General features: G+C 32.7%; 18 protein-coding genes. 17 read left to right on the top strand and 1 reads right to left on the bottom strand.

From position 1 onward, the window contains the following. Positions 1-2 precede the first annotated feature (2 nt). The 4 genes from KKQ79_RS05050 to KKQ79_RS05030 are packed head-to-tail and all read left to right on the top strand — an operon-like array spanning position 3 to position 6392. A complete protein-coding gene (locus tag KKQ79_RS05050; RefSeq protein ID WP_213189201.1) occupies positions 3-1619 on the top strand; it encodes an HsdM family class I SAM-dependent methyltransferase in 1617 nt (538 codons plus the stop codon). Next, positions 1612-2829 (top strand): restriction endonuclease subunit S, encoded by a 1218-nt coding sequence (locus tag KKQ79_RS05045; RefSeq protein ID WP_213189200.1) that lies wholly within the window; start codon positions 1612-1614, stop codon positions 2827-2829. The genes KKQ79_RS05050 and KKQ79_RS05045 overlap by 8 nt, the downstream gene beginning before the upstream one ends. A gap of 31 nt (positions 2830-2860) precedes the next feature. Then, entirely contained in the window at positions 2861-5035 is a 2175-nt protein-coding gene (locus tag KKQ79_RS05035) for an AAA family ATPase (protein WP_250131191.1), read from the top strand. After that, positions 5016-6392 (top strand): 5-methylcytosine restriction system specificity protein McrC, encoded by a 1377-nt coding sequence (locus KKQ79_RS05030; RefSeq protein ID WP_213189199.1) that lies wholly within the window; start codon positions 5016-5018, stop codon positions 6390-6392. The genes KKQ79_RS05035 and KKQ79_RS05030 overlap by 20 nt, the downstream gene beginning before the upstream one ends. A 29-nt stretch (positions 6393-6421) precedes the next feature. Here the strand turns inward: KKQ79_RS05030 and KKQ79_RS05025 are convergent, their stop codons facing one another. Continuing rightward, entirely contained in the window at positions 6422-7651 is a 1230-nt protein-coding gene (locus KKQ79_RS05025; RefSeq protein WP_213189198.1) for a hypothetical protein, read from the bottom strand. A gap of 328 nt (positions 7652-7979) precedes the next feature. Between KKQ79_RS05025 and KKQ79_RS05020 the strand changes: the two genes are divergently transcribed. The 13 genes from KKQ79_RS05020 to KKQ79_RS04960 all read left to right on the top strand — a co-directional run bounded on the left by KKQ79_RS05020 (position 7980) and on the right by KKQ79_RS04960 (position 17948). Then, entirely contained in the window at positions 7980-9578 is a 1599-nt protein-coding gene (locus tag KKQ79_RS05020) for a reverse transcriptase domain-containing protein (protein WP_213189197.1), read from the top strand. A gap of 178 nt (positions 9579-9756) precedes the next feature. Beyond that, complete coding sequence (locus KKQ79_RS05015; RefSeq protein WP_213189196.1) at positions 9757-9930, top strand: hypothetical protein; 174 nt, start codon at positions 9757-9759, stop codon at positions 9928-9930. Positions 9931-10082: 152 nt separating this feature from the next. Next, on the top strand, positions 10083-10388 hold the full coding sequence (locus KKQ79_RS05010; protein ID WP_213189195.1) for a helix-turn-helix domain-containing protein: 306 nt from the start codon (positions 10083-10085) through the stop codon (positions 10386-10388). Beyond that, a complete protein-coding gene (locus tag KKQ79_RS05005; RefSeq protein WP_213189194.1) occupies positions 10385-11614 on the top strand; it encodes a type II toxin-antitoxin system HipA family toxin in 1230 nt (409 codons plus the stop codon). The genes KKQ79_RS05010 and KKQ79_RS05005 overlap by 4 nt, the downstream gene beginning before the upstream one ends. Before the next feature lie 610 nt (positions 11615-12224). Next, positions 12225-12563: a helix-turn-helix domain-containing protein gene (locus tag KKQ79_RS05000; RefSeq protein ID WP_213189193.1), complete on the top strand. Its 339-nt coding sequence runs from the start codon at positions 12225-12227 to the stop codon at positions 12561-12563. Between the two features lie 259 nt (positions 12564-12822). Beyond that, on the top strand, positions 12823-14148 hold the full coding sequence (locus KKQ79_RS04995) for a site-specific integrase (protein WP_228378468.1): 1326 nt from the start codon (positions 12823-12825) through the stop codon (positions 14146-14148). A 217-nt stretch (positions 14149-14365) separates the two neighbouring features. After that, positions 14366-14554 carry a hypothetical protein gene (locus tag KKQ79_RS04990; RefSeq protein WP_034867728.1) on the top strand — a complete coding sequence of 63 codons (189 nt, stop codon included), beginning with the start codon at positions 14366-14368 and terminating at the stop codon, positions 14552-14554. Positions 14555-14575: 21 nt separating this feature from the next. Further along, positions 14576-14968, top strand: coding sequence for a single-stranded DNA-binding protein (locus KKQ79_RS04985; RefSeq protein WP_123860968.1), 393 nt, complete (start codon positions 14576-14578; stop codon positions 14966-14968). A gap of 44 nt (positions 14969-15012) precedes the next feature. Next, positions 15013-16086 (top strand): DUF932 domain-containing protein, encoded by a 1074-nt coding sequence (locus KKQ79_RS04980; protein ID WP_123860967.1) that lies wholly within the window; start codon positions 15013-15015, stop codon positions 16084-16086. A 58-nt stretch (positions 16087-16144) separates the two neighbouring features. Then, positions 16145-16522, top strand: a complete 378-nt coding sequence (locus KKQ79_RS13870; RefSeq protein ID WP_228445162.1) for a hypothetical protein — start codon at positions 16145-16147, stop codon at positions 16520-16522. 17 nt (positions 16523-16539) lie between these two features. Further along, positions 16540-16878 carry a molybdenum ABC transporter ATP-binding protein gene (locus tag KKQ79_RS04970; RefSeq protein ID WP_123860966.1) on the top strand — a complete coding sequence of 113 codons (339 nt, stop codon included), beginning with the start codon at positions 16540-16542 and terminating at the stop codon, positions 16876-16878. Between the two features lie 221 nt (positions 16879-17099). After that, positions 17100-17702, top strand: a complete 603-nt coding sequence (locus KKQ79_RS04965) for a PRTRC system protein E (RefSeq protein WP_123860964.1) — start codon at positions 17100-17102, stop codon at positions 17700-17702. A 27-nt stretch (positions 17703-17729) separates the two neighbouring features. After that, positions 17730-17948 (top strand): PRTRC system protein C, encoded by a 219-nt coding sequence (locus tag KKQ79_RS04960; protein WP_213189192.1) that lies wholly within the window; start codon positions 17730-17732, stop codon positions 17946-17948. Positions 17949-17958: the final 10 nt, after the last annotated feature.

Below are 17958 nucleotides of genomic sequence, written 5' to 3'. Positions count from 1 at the left end.
TAATGACGGAGATACAGTTTATCACGCAAACCAAAACTTTAATAGACGGACTCAAAAGCGTTTGCGCCAACTACGGACTGGGAAATGATGCCAGTGAATTCAATATTATTTCGCAGGTTTTTTTATACAAATACCTGAACGATAAATTTATCCACGAAGCCAAAAAACACAATGAGGATTTGGCGAATGCAGAAGATTTTCAGAAAGCCTATGAAAATTTAAGTGAGGAAGACAAAAAATTTCTCTTCTTTAGAATAGGAAATAAAGCCGCAAAACTGCAACCCGAACAATTAATTACCTTTTTGTTCAACAATTCTAACCAACCCAATTTTGGAGATGCCATTTTTGATGGTACGCTTAGAAGCATCAGTGCAGAGAATATCGATATTTATTCCGTGAGTTCTGCAACGGGGGTAAAAGATAAAATGTTTGATGACATCAGTCTGTTTATTCGAGATGCTTCTCAACGAGATGCTTTTTGCCGTGCTTTGCTCAATAAACTGGTGAATGTAAGTTTCGAGAAAATGTTTACCGAGAAATACGATTTCTTTGCCACCATTTTTGAATATCTGATCAAAGATTACAACAGTGATAGTGGTGGTAAATATGCAGAATATTACACCCCTCACGCTGTAGCCAGAATTATGGCAGCTATTCTTGTGAACGAAGAAGTAAAAAGTGCCAAAGTATATGATCCGAGTGCAGGTTCGGGAACGTTATTGATGAATATTGCACACGCGATTGGCGAAAAAAACTGCACCATTTATTCCGAAGATATTTCCCAGAAATCTGCCAATATGCTCAGACTGAATCTCATCCTGAATAACCTGCAACATTCTATCCCAAATATTATTAAGGGAAACACGATTTTGCAACCTGCACATCTTGAAAAAAAGTTTGATTATATTGTTTCTAATCCGCCGTTTAAATTAGATTTTTCTGATTATCAGGCAGACCTTACCAAAGACAGTTTTAAAGAACGTTTTTTTGCAGGCATTCCCAATATCCCGAAAAGCAAAAAAGAATCGATGGCGATTTATTTGTTGTTTATTCAGCATATTATGTACAGTCTGGATACCAAAGGTAAAGCTGCCATTGTAGTACCTACAGGTTTTATCACGGCACAAAGCGGGATTGAAAGAAAAATAAGAGAAGCACTGATAGAACGCAATTGGTTGCGAGGTGTAGTAAGTATGCCGAGCAATATTTTTGCCAGTACAGGAACCAATGTTTCTATTGTGTTTATAGACAAGGAAGGCGACAGCGAAAAGATAGTCTTGGTAGATGCTTCTAAACTGGGGCAAACCATCAAAGAAGGCAAAAACCAAAAAACGGTACTTACTGCAACAGAAGAACAACGCATTATAGATGCGATGAACCAAAAGAATGCAGAAGAAGATTTTTCTGTAGTAGTAACCAAAGAAGAAGTGATGGCTAAAAACTACAGTTTTTCTGCGGGGCAATATTTTGAGGTGAAGATAGAATATATAGAAATTACCGCAGAAGAATTTGCGCAGAAAATGCAAACGTATGAAACCAATTTGAGCCAATTGTTTGCAGAAGGAAATGATTTGGATAAAAAGATTTTGGAGAATTTGAAAGGATTTAGTTATGAATAATTACGAAAAATTAACAATCAATGATGTTTGTGATTTTATTGGAGGAAGCCAACCTCCAAAATCTATATTTTCTGATAAAAAATTACCAAACTATATTAGGTTAGTACAAACAAGGGATTTTAAAACTGATAATTTTATTACATATATCCCTAGAGACTCAACTACTAAGTTCTTTAAAAAAGACGACATTATGATTGGAAGATATGGACCACCAATATTTCAAATTTTCAGAGGTATGGAGGGTGCTTATAATGTTGCTTTACTTAAAGCCAAGCCAAAGTCAAATATTAATAATGATTATCTGTTTTATTTTTTAAAACAAAAAAATGTTTTTGAATATGTTGATAAACTCTCTGCAAGAACAGGAGGACAAACAGGAGTAGACTTAGTTTCTCTTAATAAATATCCAATTTTTCTTCCCGATTTACCCACCCAACAAAAAATAGCCTCTGTATTATCTGCTTTAGATGATAAAATAGAACTCAACAACCGCATTAATGCAGAACTGGAAGCGATGGCAAAAACGCTGTATGATTATTGGTTTGTACAGTTTGATTTTCCATATTCCCCTCTTTCAGAGGGGTGTCAAAATTCAGAGAATTTTGACGGGGTGTTTAAACCTTATAAATCTTCCGGCGGTAAAATGGTGTACAACTCAACCCTGAAAAGAGAAATTCCTGAAGGGTGGGAGGTGAAAACTGTTGGAGAATTTTCAAAAATTAAAAAAGGAACACTTATAACTGAAAAAACGGCTAATACAAAAGGTAATGTAAAAGTTGTATCTGCGGGATTAGATTTTTCTTATTTTCATTCAGAATCAAATTTTCCAAGTAATACAATTACGATAAGTGCTTCAGGTGCAAATGCAGGATATATTAATTTTTGGAGAGAACCAATATTTGCCTGTGATTGTACAACTGTAAGAGGAAATAATGATTTTGAAACTTTTTATATTCTACATTTTTTAAAATCAGTTCAAGAATTTATTTATTCTCAAGCTAGAGGTTCTGCACAGCCTCATGTATATCCAAAAGATATTGAAGCATTGAATATTATTGTTCCTAATGAAAAAATTCTAACTAAATATGGAGAAATAGTTTACTCAATGAATGAAAAAATAACTAATAACCTCAAACAAAACCAAGAACTCTCTGCCTTACGAGACTGGCTCTTACCCATGCTCATGAATGGGCAAGTGAAAGTGGGGTAGAGAAGAAAACTAATAATTAAAATTACAAATAATGACTTTCAATAATTTTGAAGAACTTGTCCATACTATCGAAAATGATCTTGGACAAGAATTTAAGAATGATTTTCGAAATTCCAGAAAATTTTTAGCGGGATTAACTAATTTGCCTAATTACATCATGTTTTCAGAATTCGATGACAAGAAATCTGAATGGGTTTATAATAGAGGTGGAAAAAAGGAAATACAGTATCACATTTTTTTAAGAGAAGGGAAAATTGGGTATGGTTTAGCTATAAATAGCCAAAGAGGTTCTTTTAATAATGACGATCCAGCAGAGATTGCAAATGATTTCGGAAAAGCCTTTAAAAATATATCAGATAAAATTTATCAAATTTTACCAGATTATTCCTTCATAATAGGTAGTCAAGATGAATTAGGTGTTATGGAAGAAGGAGAATTTATTCTTTTTGGAAATTTAATTCCTATTACTAATAATACAATACAAAATGATGATTATCAAAAACTCTTATCAGATTTAATTAAACAATTAGAGGTTTATAAGTTGGTTTACAAAGAAAAAAATTTATTAACAAGAAATAAAAAGAACTTATCAATACAAATGGAAAGCATTCAAGAAAAAATTGATATTTTAAAATACAAAAAACAAATCATCTTACAAGGTCCTCCAGGTACTGGTAAGACGAGAATGGCTGAAGAAATTGCAAATCAATTTATTGGGAATAAGTCTATTGTTTCTATTTCAGACTATGCTGAAGAATATATAAAGAATTTTAAAGCAACTGATCTTACATTAGAAATTGATACAAAATCTGAGAAACTTTTAAAAGAATTCCAAGATATTTTCCCAATTTCAAAATTAGAAAGTATTGATATTGAGGATTATGCTTTAGGTAATGGCTCGAAAGAATCATTTTGTTATTACATAGAAAAAGCATTAGCATATACGTGTCGCTTTAGTCCTGGTCCTGCTGGAACTACGGCATACGGTATTTCCTTTAATAAAGATAATGGAGATGTTAGAGTAGACTTTGGTGAAAATCCAGAATCATATATGGCTAAATTAAGAAAAATGTTGGTAGATTTAGCCTCATCTAAAGACTATTCAAAAGCTAGAGAAATGAAGTTTTGGTATAGCTTTATACTAAAAGTTTTACATTCTTATTTTCCTAATGATTATTTTCCTGTTCTTTCAAAAAAGCATCTTAAAATTTTTGCAAAGATTTTTAAAATAGAGATAAATAATTACGATGATATTCAATTGAATATATTAATCAATAATAAATTTAATGAATTAAAAACTAATTTGAAAAGCCCTATTTCTTCTATAGTTTTAATGAAGCATTTATATGAAAAATTTGATTTAAAAGACGAAAATTTTAATGATATTATAATTTCTGAAGTTGTATCAAAAGGAGGAGAATATAAAATAATTCAGTTTCACCCAAGTTATACTTATGAAGATTTTGTAAGAGGAATAAATGCTGTAACTACTACTAATGGAATAATTTATAAAGCTAAAAATAAAATTCTTGCTGATTATGCAGACAAGGCATTTAAAAATGAGAATGAAAAATATATATTAATTATTGATGAAATTAACCGTGCAAATTTATCTTCAGTTTTAGGTGAATTAATTTATGCCCTAGAATATAGATATAAATTTAATGATACACAAAGAGAACGTGAGAAGGCTGAAGTTTTAAGCATGTATGGTATAATTGATGACGAAGGAGAAAATAAAGAGAATTTTACTTTACGTTTACCAGAAAATCTTTACATCATCGGTACCATGAACACCGCCGATAGAAGTGTGGGGCATATAGATTACGCCATCAGAAGAAGATTTGCATTTGTGGAGGTATTGCCAGAAAAATTAGAAGATAATAGTGAAATCTATTTTAATACAACTGATTTTATGGATGTTGCAAAATTATTCATCAAAATAGGAGAAGATGATGTAGTAGATTTTGAAAATGCAGAAAATTCTGATTTCCTTTCAGATGATTTTTCAGCAAAAGATGTCGCTCTAGGACACAGTTATTTTATAGCAGACAAAAAGAAAATTTCGGAAGATAACAAGCAGGAATATTTTAATATGAAAATGAAATATGAAGTGATTCCTATTCTCAACGAATATCTAAAAGATGGTGTTTTCAATGAAAAAGCAACTGTTAAAATAAAAGAAATTGAGCAACGATTCGCATAGACTTATAAGACTTTACGAACATTGGGGGCAAGAAATTGAGCATCTTGAAATAAAAAAAGGATTATATTTCAAGAAAGATAATAATTGTCCTGTTTTTCAATATGAGAATAAGACAGAAAATGATGTTCAAAAGTGTACCATAAAAGCTAATTATTATATTGGAGTGGGAACAATTCCCAATGGTCATCCTATTTTTATTTCTCCAAAAGTAAATAGTAAACTTCTAAAGCTTATTCATGAAAATCTAGATGATGAAAATATTGATAATGCAATAAAAGCCAAGATTGAAAATGAAGATGAGGTAAAGTCATTGCCAGAAGTAGATGTTGTGAAAATGCTCTCTGAAATAGTTAAGCTTCCCAATGCAACCAAAGAAATTTCAGCACTTTTAGATATTGACTGGAACGCTACTGAAATAGAAGTAGATCATTTGGATAATGATTATTTATCTCCTTTTTTAGTTCTACAGTTTTTATATATAATGAAAACAATTGTTAAGAAAGGACTGAAAAAATCTTATTATTCTGTAGAAGAAAATCTGAACAGCAGGATAAAAGGTAAAATTTTAGTTCCACAAACAATAAAATTAAATCATCTTAAGAACAGAGTCACCAATACCTATTGTAAATATCAGGAATTTGGCTTTAATAGTATTGAAAACCAATTTCTAAAAAAAGTATTGGAATTTGTGAAAAACTACCTATCAGCTAACAAAGGACTGTTATCATCAGCGAATTCAGAAATCCAGCATACTTTAAATTATATTTCTTCTGCATTTGATTTGATTACTCCGCTTGATAACATTAGAGAAATAAAAGGAATAAAACATAATAAGTTTTACAAAGAATACAAAGATGCAATACAGATAGGTGAGCTTATTTTAAAAAACTTTTCCTACTCTATAACCAAATCAATTAAAACTATGCGAAAAACACCTCCATATTGGATAGATATGAGCCGCTTATTTGAGCTGTATGCCTATAAAAGATTGTTGGATAACCAAGAGTATAATCTAATTAAATATCATTGGAGAACATTTGGAAATGAAGTAGACTTCATAGGTTTTTATAAGAATCCCGAGAAAGAAAATATTTCACCAGTAATCATTGATGCTAAATATAAACTACACTATGAAAACAGTAAAGAGCATCAGGATATGAGACAGGTAGCTGGCTATTCACGATTAAAAAGAGTGTATAACTATTTTTCTGATAAGGTAAATAATAATCAAATTATCGATTGTCTTATCATTTATCCTACTCTTAATAAAGATATCGAACTTAAAATATCTGAAATAAAAGCTTATCAGAATATCTATAAAATGGGGATTTGCTTACCAATAAAAAACAGCGTTTAAAAGATTTAAACGCTGTTTTATTTTTACTTTTACTTATCATGGGGTTTAATGCCATAACCAATAATATCTTTAAAATCATCTTTTAATTCAGACCTTGCTGTAATATTGCTTACTCTAAAATGTCTAATTTTACCTTCTCGTAAAAGACAATTGGCAATGACAAATTTTACATCTTTCTCTTCATCTTCAGTTTCAAATTCTTCTACTTTACAATTTGTAATAATTCTAGTTGTAAATTTTCCTTTTTTATCTAAATAGTCAATTTTGTAAAATTTATCTTTTTGCCATTCCAATTTTAGTGGATTGTTATACTCGATATTTGAGTAATTAGGAAATTCTGAATCTACAAATTGTTTAAATTCCTTTTCTGAATCTATGATTTCTAAATTTTCAATTGTTTTACTTTCTATTTTATTGTTTATTAAGTTTTTATAGAAAATTTTTATTGTATGATTTTGAATTACAACTTCTTTTAATTCTATGATATATTTGTTGAAACTATATCTTAAATTTTCTAATGAAATATTTAAATCTTTTTCTATTAGTTGGAATACATTTTTTGTATTTATCCCCCTTTTTATGAGTTCTATTTTATTTGAATTAAATTCAACTATTTGCAGAATTTTGTAAGGTATAATTTCTTCTGAAAAAGTTTGCTTAATAGGATTAAACCATTTGCATTTCAAAAGAAATTTACAAGACTCCCTTTTAATTTCTCCATTTTTGGGATTGACTCTATCTTTATTGAAATTTTGATTCTCCACTACTTCAATTACAGTCATTACTGGAGATAAGAATTCTAAAAAAGCTTGAGTCTTATTGATGTCTTCTTCTTTGGTTCTTGACCAAGTTGTTTTCTTTTTACTTAGTTCTAAGTCAGCGGATTTTAAAACTACAAGGTTGTCTTTATACTTATTCAATAAACTTACTTTATCTTCAGTTTTTGTGACTTTTCCTTGATTGTTTTCAGTATCAGAATCTATTTTTTTTATTTCATTTTGTTTGAACCAATGTTTTTCAAATGTAGAAGTTTTAGAAGAATAAAAATAACATAGATATTGATTGGGTAACTTTTTTGCTTTCTTAGTTTCTATATCTAGTTCTTCGGATTCAGTATCATAAGAATTAGATTTTAAAACTTCAGAAATGACCATAATGGGAGGTGTGTTATCAACAAAAGCACCAATTAAAGATTCATTAAAGATATTAAAAGGGTGAGACTTTAGAGATACTAAATCCCCAATGTTTAATTTGTCCATGATGTTAGTTTTTTTTATATTTGTTTACCTTGTGGTAAGTTGATTTTTTACAATTGGTAAGGACTACAGGACTTTTAGTCTTACTGCTTTATGCAGGCAATTAATTTATCAACCAGGTAGTCTCCAACAATTGAGATTCCACCTGTAAAGATAATAAATAGGAACTTAATAATTGTTTTCATTAGATAATTATTTATAGTTAAAGTTAAATCTTGTCCTAGTTTACGAAAAATACAATGACTCAGTAATTGGGTGCTAGTCCGCTCTTAGGAGGTTTATGTAAAATAAATATCACTATTGCTAGAACTTTACCACAAGGTTTTTTATTATGACTCAAAAAAACGAAATGCCAATTTGGATGAAAACTAAGGGATATATTCATGTCTCTAAAAGTTTACATATTTCTGAAAATTGGAAACATTACAAAGCTAAAATTGAAAACCCTGATTTTGTTGCTAAATATGCTTTTTATCCTCTTTTGCATTCCATTATTCGTGAAAGAAAATTTAAAAAGGTTGATTCGTCTAAACATCTGAATAAAACATTAAGAACTCATAATTTTAAACTAGAAAAAGGAGGCAATGAAAAGACTGCTAAAAATAGACCTCTACATTACGCAAGTCATTTTGATGCGCTAATTTATGGTTATTATGCAAGTCTGATAAGTGAAAAATATGAGAATGAACTCAAGAAAAATAATGAACTAAATGAATCTGTAAATGCTTATAGGAAAATAAAAGTTTCATCAACATCGGAAAAAGGTAAAAGTACTATTCATTTTGCAAATGAAGTATTTGAAGAAATAAAAAGGAGAGGGGAAGCAGACGAAGTTGGTGTTTTAACTTTTGATATTAAAAGTTTTTTTTCAAGACTAGATCATTCTATATTAGAGAAGAGATGGGCAAATATTATGGGTTTTAATGAGCTCCCAAAAGACCATAAAAATGTTTTTAAATCTTGTACACAATTTAGGTATATATTAAAAGATGATTTAAGAATTGGAAATGTTAAATCTGGTAGAAGAAAAGGATTTGATGAAAAAAAGCTTTGCAATATTAGGAAATACAAAGGTTATAAATGTTTTTTTGAAGACAATAAGGATTTTAGAGAACATATTAAATCGGGAAAATTAAGGATTTATCAAAATCCTTTTTATCATAATAAAGTTAATGTAGGTATTCCACAAGGACTTCCAATTAGTGCAGTTTTAGCAAATTTATATCTTTTAGAATTTGACAAAAAAATTATTGAAAATGTTGTTTTAAAAGAGAATGGTTTTTATAGAAGGTATTCAGATGACATTATTCTTATTTGTAATATTGACTCACTAGAAAAAAATAAAAACTATATTGAAAATTTAATTAAAGAGAGCAATCTTGAAATTAGTACTGAAAAAACCGAGAAATTTGTTTTTAAAAATGAGACATATAATTTAAATAAAGAAACTAGGCTTACTTCCTTTAAAATTATAGAAAAAAAAGAAATAAAAAATGCACCTTTAATCTATTTAGGTTTTGAGTTTCGAGGGTATAATGTATGTATTAAATCTACTAATGTTGCGAAGTTCTATAGAAGATTAATAAGTATAGTTAAAAGAAGAGCAAAAAGAGCTAAAAAAGATAACAATCCAATGATTCCAAAAGCTATTTTTAAAAATCAAGTTAAAAAGCTTTACAAAAGACCTCTAAGGCAATTGGATAATGAACATAATGAAATAAAACAAGTCTTTAGAAAGAAAACATTTTTAGTTAAAAACGAAAAAGGAGAGTTTGATTTGATTTCAAAAAAAATAGACATAAAAAAACAATCTAATTACTTTAGTTATCTAAATAGATGTGTTAAAATATTTGATTCAAAATTATTTATACATCAACACAGAAAGAAAAGCCATATTTTGAATTCTGCAATTAAAAAGTATTTAGTTTAGTCTCTAGAATTTGTTTTGTTTTCTAACTTTCTAAATTTATTTCACACAATAATAATCATAAAATCATGCAGTTAAGTTTAACTGATTTTTGTAATTATATTGAGTAAATAAATAGCTATGTCAACCCAGAAAATGCCAAAAATGTGGTAAAACAACTGTAGTGAAAATCCTTTATGGTATGCCAACAGAAGAGGCATTTAAACTTTTAGAACAAGAAAAATTGGTAATAGGAGGATGTTGTATCACAGAGAAAAGTCCAGATTGGGCTTGCTCAAACTGTAAAACGGAATATTTCAAACAAAAGAATTCTACAATATTAAGTACGATTTTCAGAATATTTATTGATAATTAAAATACCTATACCCTAAAAGAGATTCCATAAAATTTTACCTCAATAGAAAGTATAAAAATATCAAATACCACCTTAAACCTATCAGTTTTTTAGTATATTTGTAATACAATAATGATATTTATTGATGTAAATTACAATTAAATACTACTATTATGTTATTTGTTTCATCATCAAAAGCACAAAAAAAATTAGCTGAAAATATCCGTGAAAGAAGATTGCAAATGGAGCTTACGCAGGAAGGCTTAGCAGAAAGATCAGGAGTGTCTTTGTCCACATTAAGGAAATTTGAACAAAAAGGAAGCATTTCTTTAGAATCGTTTTTAAAATTGCTTTCCGTGACAGGTGGTTTGGATGAAATTGTAACCGCTTTAAAGCCCAACAAACCCAATTTTAAATCAATTGATGAAGTCTTAAAAGCAGACGAGGAAATCACCAAAAAAAGAGGAAGAAAAAAATGAAAACAGCTATTAGAGAAATAAAAGTAGGATTAGATTTCGGTTCTAGTGTTCAATCTGTTGGGCGATTGGCGATTCGAAATGGAATCATCTATTTTGAATACGATGATGATTTTCTGCAAACAGGAATAGAAATATCGCCTATTCAACTTCCTTTGCAACGTGGAGTGGTAGAACTTCCAAGAGAACCATTTGAAGGTTTGGCAGGAGTTTTCAATGATAGTTTGCCAGACGGTTGGGGAAGATTACTTTTTGACCGTATGCTCCGTAATGAAGGAATTTTATCATCAGAAATCACTCCGCTAGATCGCTTGGCTCATGTTGGTTTACAAGGGTTGGGTGCTTTGGTTTATGAGCCAGATGAAAGCCCTAAATTTTATGATGAAATAATTGATTTAGATGTATTAGCTTCACAAACAAAAGAAGTTTTGGAAGGTGATTCTGATGATATAATTGCTGAACTTTTAGCATTGAATGGATCTTCTGCTGGTGCAAGACCAAAAGCATTGATTGGCGTAGATAAAAAAAGAAAAAATATCTCGTATGGAGCCCATCAGTTAAGCGATGGTTTTGAACATTGGATGGTGAAATTTCCAAACTCACAAGATGGCAAAGATGCTGGAGCGATTGAATATGTATATGCTTTAATGGCTACAGAAGCAGGAATAACAATGCCAAATGTTCATTTATTTTCTTCACAAATGGGAAATGGTTATTTTGCGGTAAAACGTTTTGACAGAAGCGAAAATAAGCGCCTTCACATGCATACTGTAAGTGGATTAATTCACAATAATTTTAGATTTCCTTCTTTGGATTATGAAGATTTACTATCATTAACGAGTTTTTTAACCAAAGATATTCGAGAGGTAGAAAAAATGTTTCGTTTAGCGGTTTTCAATGTCATGGCACATAACCGAGATGACCACGCCAAAAATTTCACTTTTCTAATGAATGAAATTGGCGAATGGAAATTATCACCAGCTTATGATCTTACTTTTTCAAATGGACCTGGTGGAGAACAAAGCACTATGGTAATGGGTGAGGGTAGAAATATAAACCTAAAACATCTTTTAAAATTAGGTTCAGAAGCTCAACTGTCAAAAGGTTTTATAGATAATGTTATTGATAAAACTCGTTCTGCGCTTAATAAATGGGAAATTTTATCTAAGAATTATGGAGTTAATGATTCAAATATTCAGTTGATTAATCGTAATATGTCTAAATTCTAATTTTTAAATTTGGAAAAAACTATTTCAATAATTTTAAAACATAAAAATAGTTCGCCAGAACCTTAAGGTTCTAAAATTTTGAATTAGGAAATGTTATCTATTTGAAAAACAGTAATTTATCCAATAAATTTTGTACAAAAGTAGTACAAATTCATTATTTTTGAACAAGAAAAAAAGGTGCAAAAAACAAAAAACCCTTTATTCATGGTGGTTTCGGAAGACGAAAGTTTCGTTAGAATCTTACAAAATAATATGTTGTGGTATGTTGGAAATGTACTACTTTTGTACACCTCAAAACACCTGAAAGTACCATTAATAAAAGAAAAATAAGATTCTGTATCGGGAAGTAATCGCTGATTTCTAAGTACTATATTTCAACTATTCAACCCGCACTAGCAAAGGAAAATCAGAAAGTGTTAATTGACATTTTCTGACATTTGTTGACATATTTTATACTACTAAATGTGATACTCCGTTGTTTTTAATCTCTAAAAAAATGAATTTTAGGATACTCTAAGAGAAATTTAAACGGTAAATAATAGTAAATACACGCAAATACCGCTAAATACTGAGAGATATTATTAACATAAAGAAAATCGGAAAGTATCAAATGAGCAGTAACATTAGGATTGAGAAGATTTGTATATTTTGTAAAGAGAAATTCATTGCTAAAACATTCTCCACAAAATATTGTTCTCATAGATGTAATCAAAAGGATTATAAGAAGAAAGTTAAGGAGGAGAAACTCCAAAAATCAAAAGAAGAATTCCAAACAGAGGTTAAACTTAAACAACTCAAAGTGGTCTCTATTGAAGATGTTCAGAAGAAAACATATCTCACAATAAAAGAAGTATGTTTAATTATGAATATTTCGGAATCTACTGTTAGAAAATTAATAAAGACAGGATTCATCAAAACAACACGTTTAGGAAAGAAACATTTTTATTAAAAAAGATTAGTAAAAAGCAAAAATAAGCAAAACGATTAAACCCGTTGCTATACAATGCTTTATAAAACAGTAGTCTTAGTTTGGAACTCGGTGTCTGATAGGTTTTGGGCTTGAAAACACAAGGTTAGGTTACTAATTCGTTACCGATTGATAAAGGTAACTACATAGCTTAACTGTTTATATTTCAGTCTTTTGCACCCTTTTTTACATTCCCTTGTAACTCAATGTAATTTAATTTTAAACATTAAACATTTGAGTTATGGAACAGACAAAAAAGTCCACGTTCAAACTGCTTTTCTACCTGAAAAAGAACGAACTGAAAAAGAACGGTAATGCACCGATTATGGCACGTATTACCATTGATGGAACAGCTAAAACTTTGGGAACAAAGTTAGAAATTAACCCGAAAAATTGGGATTTAAAATACGGAAGAGTTGAGGGCAAGAGTGCCACCGCTTTGAACATTAACCAAAAGCTGGATAACGTACGGGGTCGTATCGACAAGATTTACGAAGATATGCTGAAGCACGAGGGTTTTGCGACCGCACAGAAAGTAAAGCTCTCGTTTTTGGGTGTTGGTGTAATGGACGATGCCGTACTAAAAGTCTTTAAAGACCAAAATGAAGACTTTGAAAAAATGGTCGCTAAGGGAAAACGCTCTCAAAGCACGTATAGCAAATACAACACTGTTTACAACCATCTTAGCGAATTTATAAGGGAGCGTTACCATCGGGACGATATGGCTTTCCGGGAACTCACTTCTGATTTTATTCGTGAGTTTGATTTCTTTCTTCGCATTGATAAGGAATGTACCCATAATACGGTTTGGGTTTACACAATGCCAGTTATTGCTTTGGCAGAATTGGCTATTAAAAAAGGCTTGATACGGGATAATCCTTTTGAGGATTATGAAATCAGTATGGAAGAAACCGACCGCAGCTACCTTTTAAAAGAGGATGTAGAAACCTTAATGCTCCTGAAACCATCTAAGCCTCGATATGAACTTGTAAAAGACCTTTTTATTTTCAGTTGCTTCACAGGGCTTTCTTACATAGACATTAAGAAACTGAAATGGAGCAATATCCAGTCTTTCTTTGATGGACACCAATGGATAATCAGCAGGAGAAAGAAATCAGATGTTGCCTCCAACGTCCGTCTTTTGGAAATCCCCAAACGCATCATTGAGAAATATCGTGGAGCTACAAGAAATGATTTTGTATTCCCAATGCCATCCAATGCGACTTGCAACACGCATATAGGTAAACTTATTGAGGAAGCGGGTATTGTTACAGAACAGAAAGTTACATTCCACACCGCCCGTCATACATTCGCCACAATGTTTTTGACCGAGGGTGTTCCGCTTGAAAGCCTTAGCAAAATGATGGGTCATAAGAATATTTCCACTACACAGATTTATGCTAAGATTACCAGCCAAAAAATCAGTAAGGATATGGATTTGGTTTCGCCTAAATTTAAGGCAATGGAAGATGCGTTTATTATTAAAATGGAACGGGAAGAAATAGCATTATTGAATGAACATACAAACGCAGATAAAATTTACAATACCGAAGAAATTATGGTTTAAAAATTAGTGCATTCTTTACTTATCAGATTGAAGCAGGATTTAACTATCCTGCTTTTTTTATGCCCTTACTTTTCGATTATTCCAACCTCTATTTCAGGCTCTCATAGCCTGGTCATTTATTCCATAAAAATTAGAACAGAATATTTCCACAATCAACCGGTAAAAAGGCAGCTAAGTTATAGCGGGCAGCCACCGCACACACCCACCAATAAAAAAAATGAATGAACGGTTTCCCCCTAAAGGAACCCCCATTAAATCATTTTTTTTCTTGGTTTTCGCTATTGCCCGCTTGGATTATCTGCTTTCTTTTTTCCGGTTTTTCTTTTGGAAAAAATTATGCGAAGCGAAGCGGAGCAAACCACAACAGGAAGCAGGAAACGAGAAAAGCGAACGTAACAAAATGTAAAACTTTTAAAACAGGACGATTATGAACATTATCGGAAGACTGACAAAAAATGCGGAAGTACGCACATTGTCGAACGAAAAACAGGTAGTAAACTTTTCAGTAGCGACCAATGAAAGCTACAAAAACAAGCAAGGTGAACGAATAGAGCAAACAACCTATTTCGATTGTGCCTATTGGATTTCTGCAAACGTGGCAAGCCTACTCACAAAAGGCACTTTGGTAGAACTCACAGGCAGAATAAGCACAAGGGCGTGGATAGGCAAAAACGGCGAAGCACATTCGGGGCTGAACTTTCATACCTCTCAAATCAAACTGCACGGAGGTAGTAAGAGAGCCGAAACCATACAGGCTACTGCACAAGCCGAGAACAACAGCTTTACTGCACAGGGAGCAGATGACGACCTCCCATTCTAACAACGAGTATTCAATCATTTTTTAAACATCAAATTTTAAGCATTATGGCACATAATATCAATTTCAACGAGAGAACAGGACGTTATTCATTTTTTAGCGTACAACAAAAAGCGTGGCACGGTTTAGGTCAAATCGTAGAACAATACCCGACAAGTGAGGAAGCAATCAAATACGCAGGGTTAGATTACGAAGTCGTAAAATCCCCACTATTTACCAAAGGTTCGGGCATTATCGAAACCACCAACGGCATAGAGATAGGCAGTAGCGAATTAGAAGTACCTAACTATTTCGCCAACATACGCACCGATAACAATGCAGTATTGGGCGTAGTCGGTAAGGATTACCATATCGTACAAAACCGTGAAGCCTTTAATTTCTTTGATGCCATTGTAGGCGGTGGCGAGGGCATTCTGTACGAAACCGCAGGAGCGTTAGGCAACGGAGAACGTGTTTTTATCACAGCCAAATTGCCCGACTATATCCGTGTAGGCAATGGCGATGATGTTACGGAAAAGTACATTTTCCTAACCACTTCGCACGATGGTAGCGGAAGTATCACAGCCGCATTTACGCCTATCCGTATTGTATGCCAAAACACGCTGAATGCTTCGTTACGCAGTATGACCAATGTAGTCCGTATCAAGCACACTTCGGGAGCAAAACAACGTATCGAGAACGCTCACAAGATTATGGGACTTGCCAACACATTGAGCAACCAATTAGAGGGCATTTTCAACGAATGGGCAAAAGTAAAGGTAACAGACCGAGAAGTAAGAAAGCTAATACAGTTGGCACTTTGCCCAAATAAGGAAACGCTTGACCTAATCAAAAAAGGTGCGGAAGATGAAATTTCCACCGTGTTCAAAAATGTCGTTGAGGATGCTTTTGCGTATGCTATGATAAGCGACACCCAACAAATGGACACTACCAAAGGTACGTTGTTCGGAGCGTACAATTCTGTGACAGGCTACTATCAGAATGTAAGGAGTTACAAGAATGACGAAGCCAAGTTGCAGAGCATTGTATTGGGTGGTACTGCCCAACTCAAATCGCAGAAAGCATTTGAACTATGTACTGCATTTGCTCTGGACGGTGCGGAAATCCTAAACCTTAATTAGATAACCACAGGCTACCGCCTTAATCGGTGGTAGCCTATTATAAACAACAGCTATGACAATGGAAACCTATAAAGCAACGCTGAAACACGACACAGGCAAAGTAACGCTGACAGTAGTATCACTTAGCGGAAAGCAGAGAGCAATACAGCAGATAACAGCCGTAGAGGGTTGTCCCGAATGTGCCATTGTGGATATAGTAAAGATTGATAACGATACAAAACAGCAGAATATGAAAGCAAAAACCATAGACGAAGCCAAAAGTATGGCTAAAGAAAAAAGCCTTGAAACGCAATACAGGGATGAAGCTATATACATCATCTATTGCAACAGAACAGAGTATTTCTATGTAGATACCGACAGCCTAATACGGCTTTGGGAACGGCTTATAGGCTACTATGAAAATGGAAAATACACCGATGCTGAAACTAATTCATAACACTTAAAGCAGATACAATGGAAACGACAGCAATAGCCACAAAGTTTGTACGCTACGATGTTCCCGAATTGGAAACCCTGCAAAATGCAAAGGTTTACCTACTAAGGGAAAAACTGAACAAAAGCGACAAGTTGAGCCGAGCAGAAAAAAATTGGCTTGCGGAAGCAGTAAACCGAAATGCCTACTTCAAAAGAGCCGTACCCCTTATGGGTTATCGCTTCGGGTTTGAGGATATTTTGAAAACCTATGTAGTGAAGCAGTACGGCAGTTGGGCAGAATACAACGCCCCCGACAAAACAAGCCTTAGAAGTATTGTTTACGGCAGGATTGACCAAATAGCGGAAATCACTAAATAAGAATTAGAACAGGTATGAAAATAACGGATTTGAACGGTTACGAAATTGAAGTAACCGACCTAAAAGAAGCTATCTGTATTGCCAAACGAAATACAGGGTATAGCCACGAGGACAAAAGTTTTTCAGACTTCGATAAAAGGCAAAATGCCTATTGGATGGACATATACGAGAAACTAAAAGCAATCAAAAAACGGTTAAACAACAATTAAAATCAAAGAACGATGAACACAAATTTTTTCAATCAGATACAGCAGTTGGACTTTACAGGAGTATTGCAACTGAACATTTCAAAAGGAATAGAAAGCAACCTAATCGTAACAGTATTGCTCAATAACGAACAATGCGGAGATAGTGCCAAAAACCTTATTCCCCCATTGACATTTAACGCCACACCCCAAGAGTTTGACGAGGGATTTTTTGAACAGATTACCACACCTATACAAAAGGTATCGGGCTTAATGGTGGATATGGAAAAATTCTTAAAGCAATTGGAAGAAGTTAAAAAGCAATCGGCAATCGAGAAAGAAAAAGCAGAAAAGGAGAAAAAGGAAAAAGAAGCCAAAGACAAGAAATTTAAAGATGCTATGGTAAAGGCTGACGAGTTGGAGAAAGAGGGCAAGTTCCGCGAAGCGTGGATGAAAGTACCCGATATAACGGAGTTTCCCGAAAAAGCGGACGAGATACGCAAACGCAAAACTTCATTGTCCGACAAGTTCGCAACACCGAGCCTTTTCGGAGCAATGGAAGAAGCTACACCCGAACCGCCAAAGGTGGAAGAAGTTACTGCCGATTATCCTATTGATGAAGCGGACGAGGAAGAATAAAAGTGTTAACCCCAAAATTAGAAAGTTATGTTATTAGCAACGCAATTAGAACGAGTTTTCATACTCAAAGACAAAGAACAGGACATCAGACTGACCGACCCAGAGCCACGTTGGAGCGTGGAAGCCGTAATGAATTTTTACGCCAATATGTACCCGATTTTGACAACGGCAAAAGCATCTGCACCACAGATAAAAGACGATGCGGTAGAGTACAAATTTGAGAGCGTAATGGGTACGAAAGGTTAAACCAAAATTT

Origin of the sequence: Cloacibacterium caeni, from assembly GCF_907163125.1 — a bacterium.
GTDB lineage: Bacteria > Bacteroidota > Bacteroidia > Flavobacteriales > Weeksellaceae > Cloacibacterium > Cloacibacterium caeni_B.
This window is presented reverse-complemented; position numbering and strand designations above follow the sequence as displayed.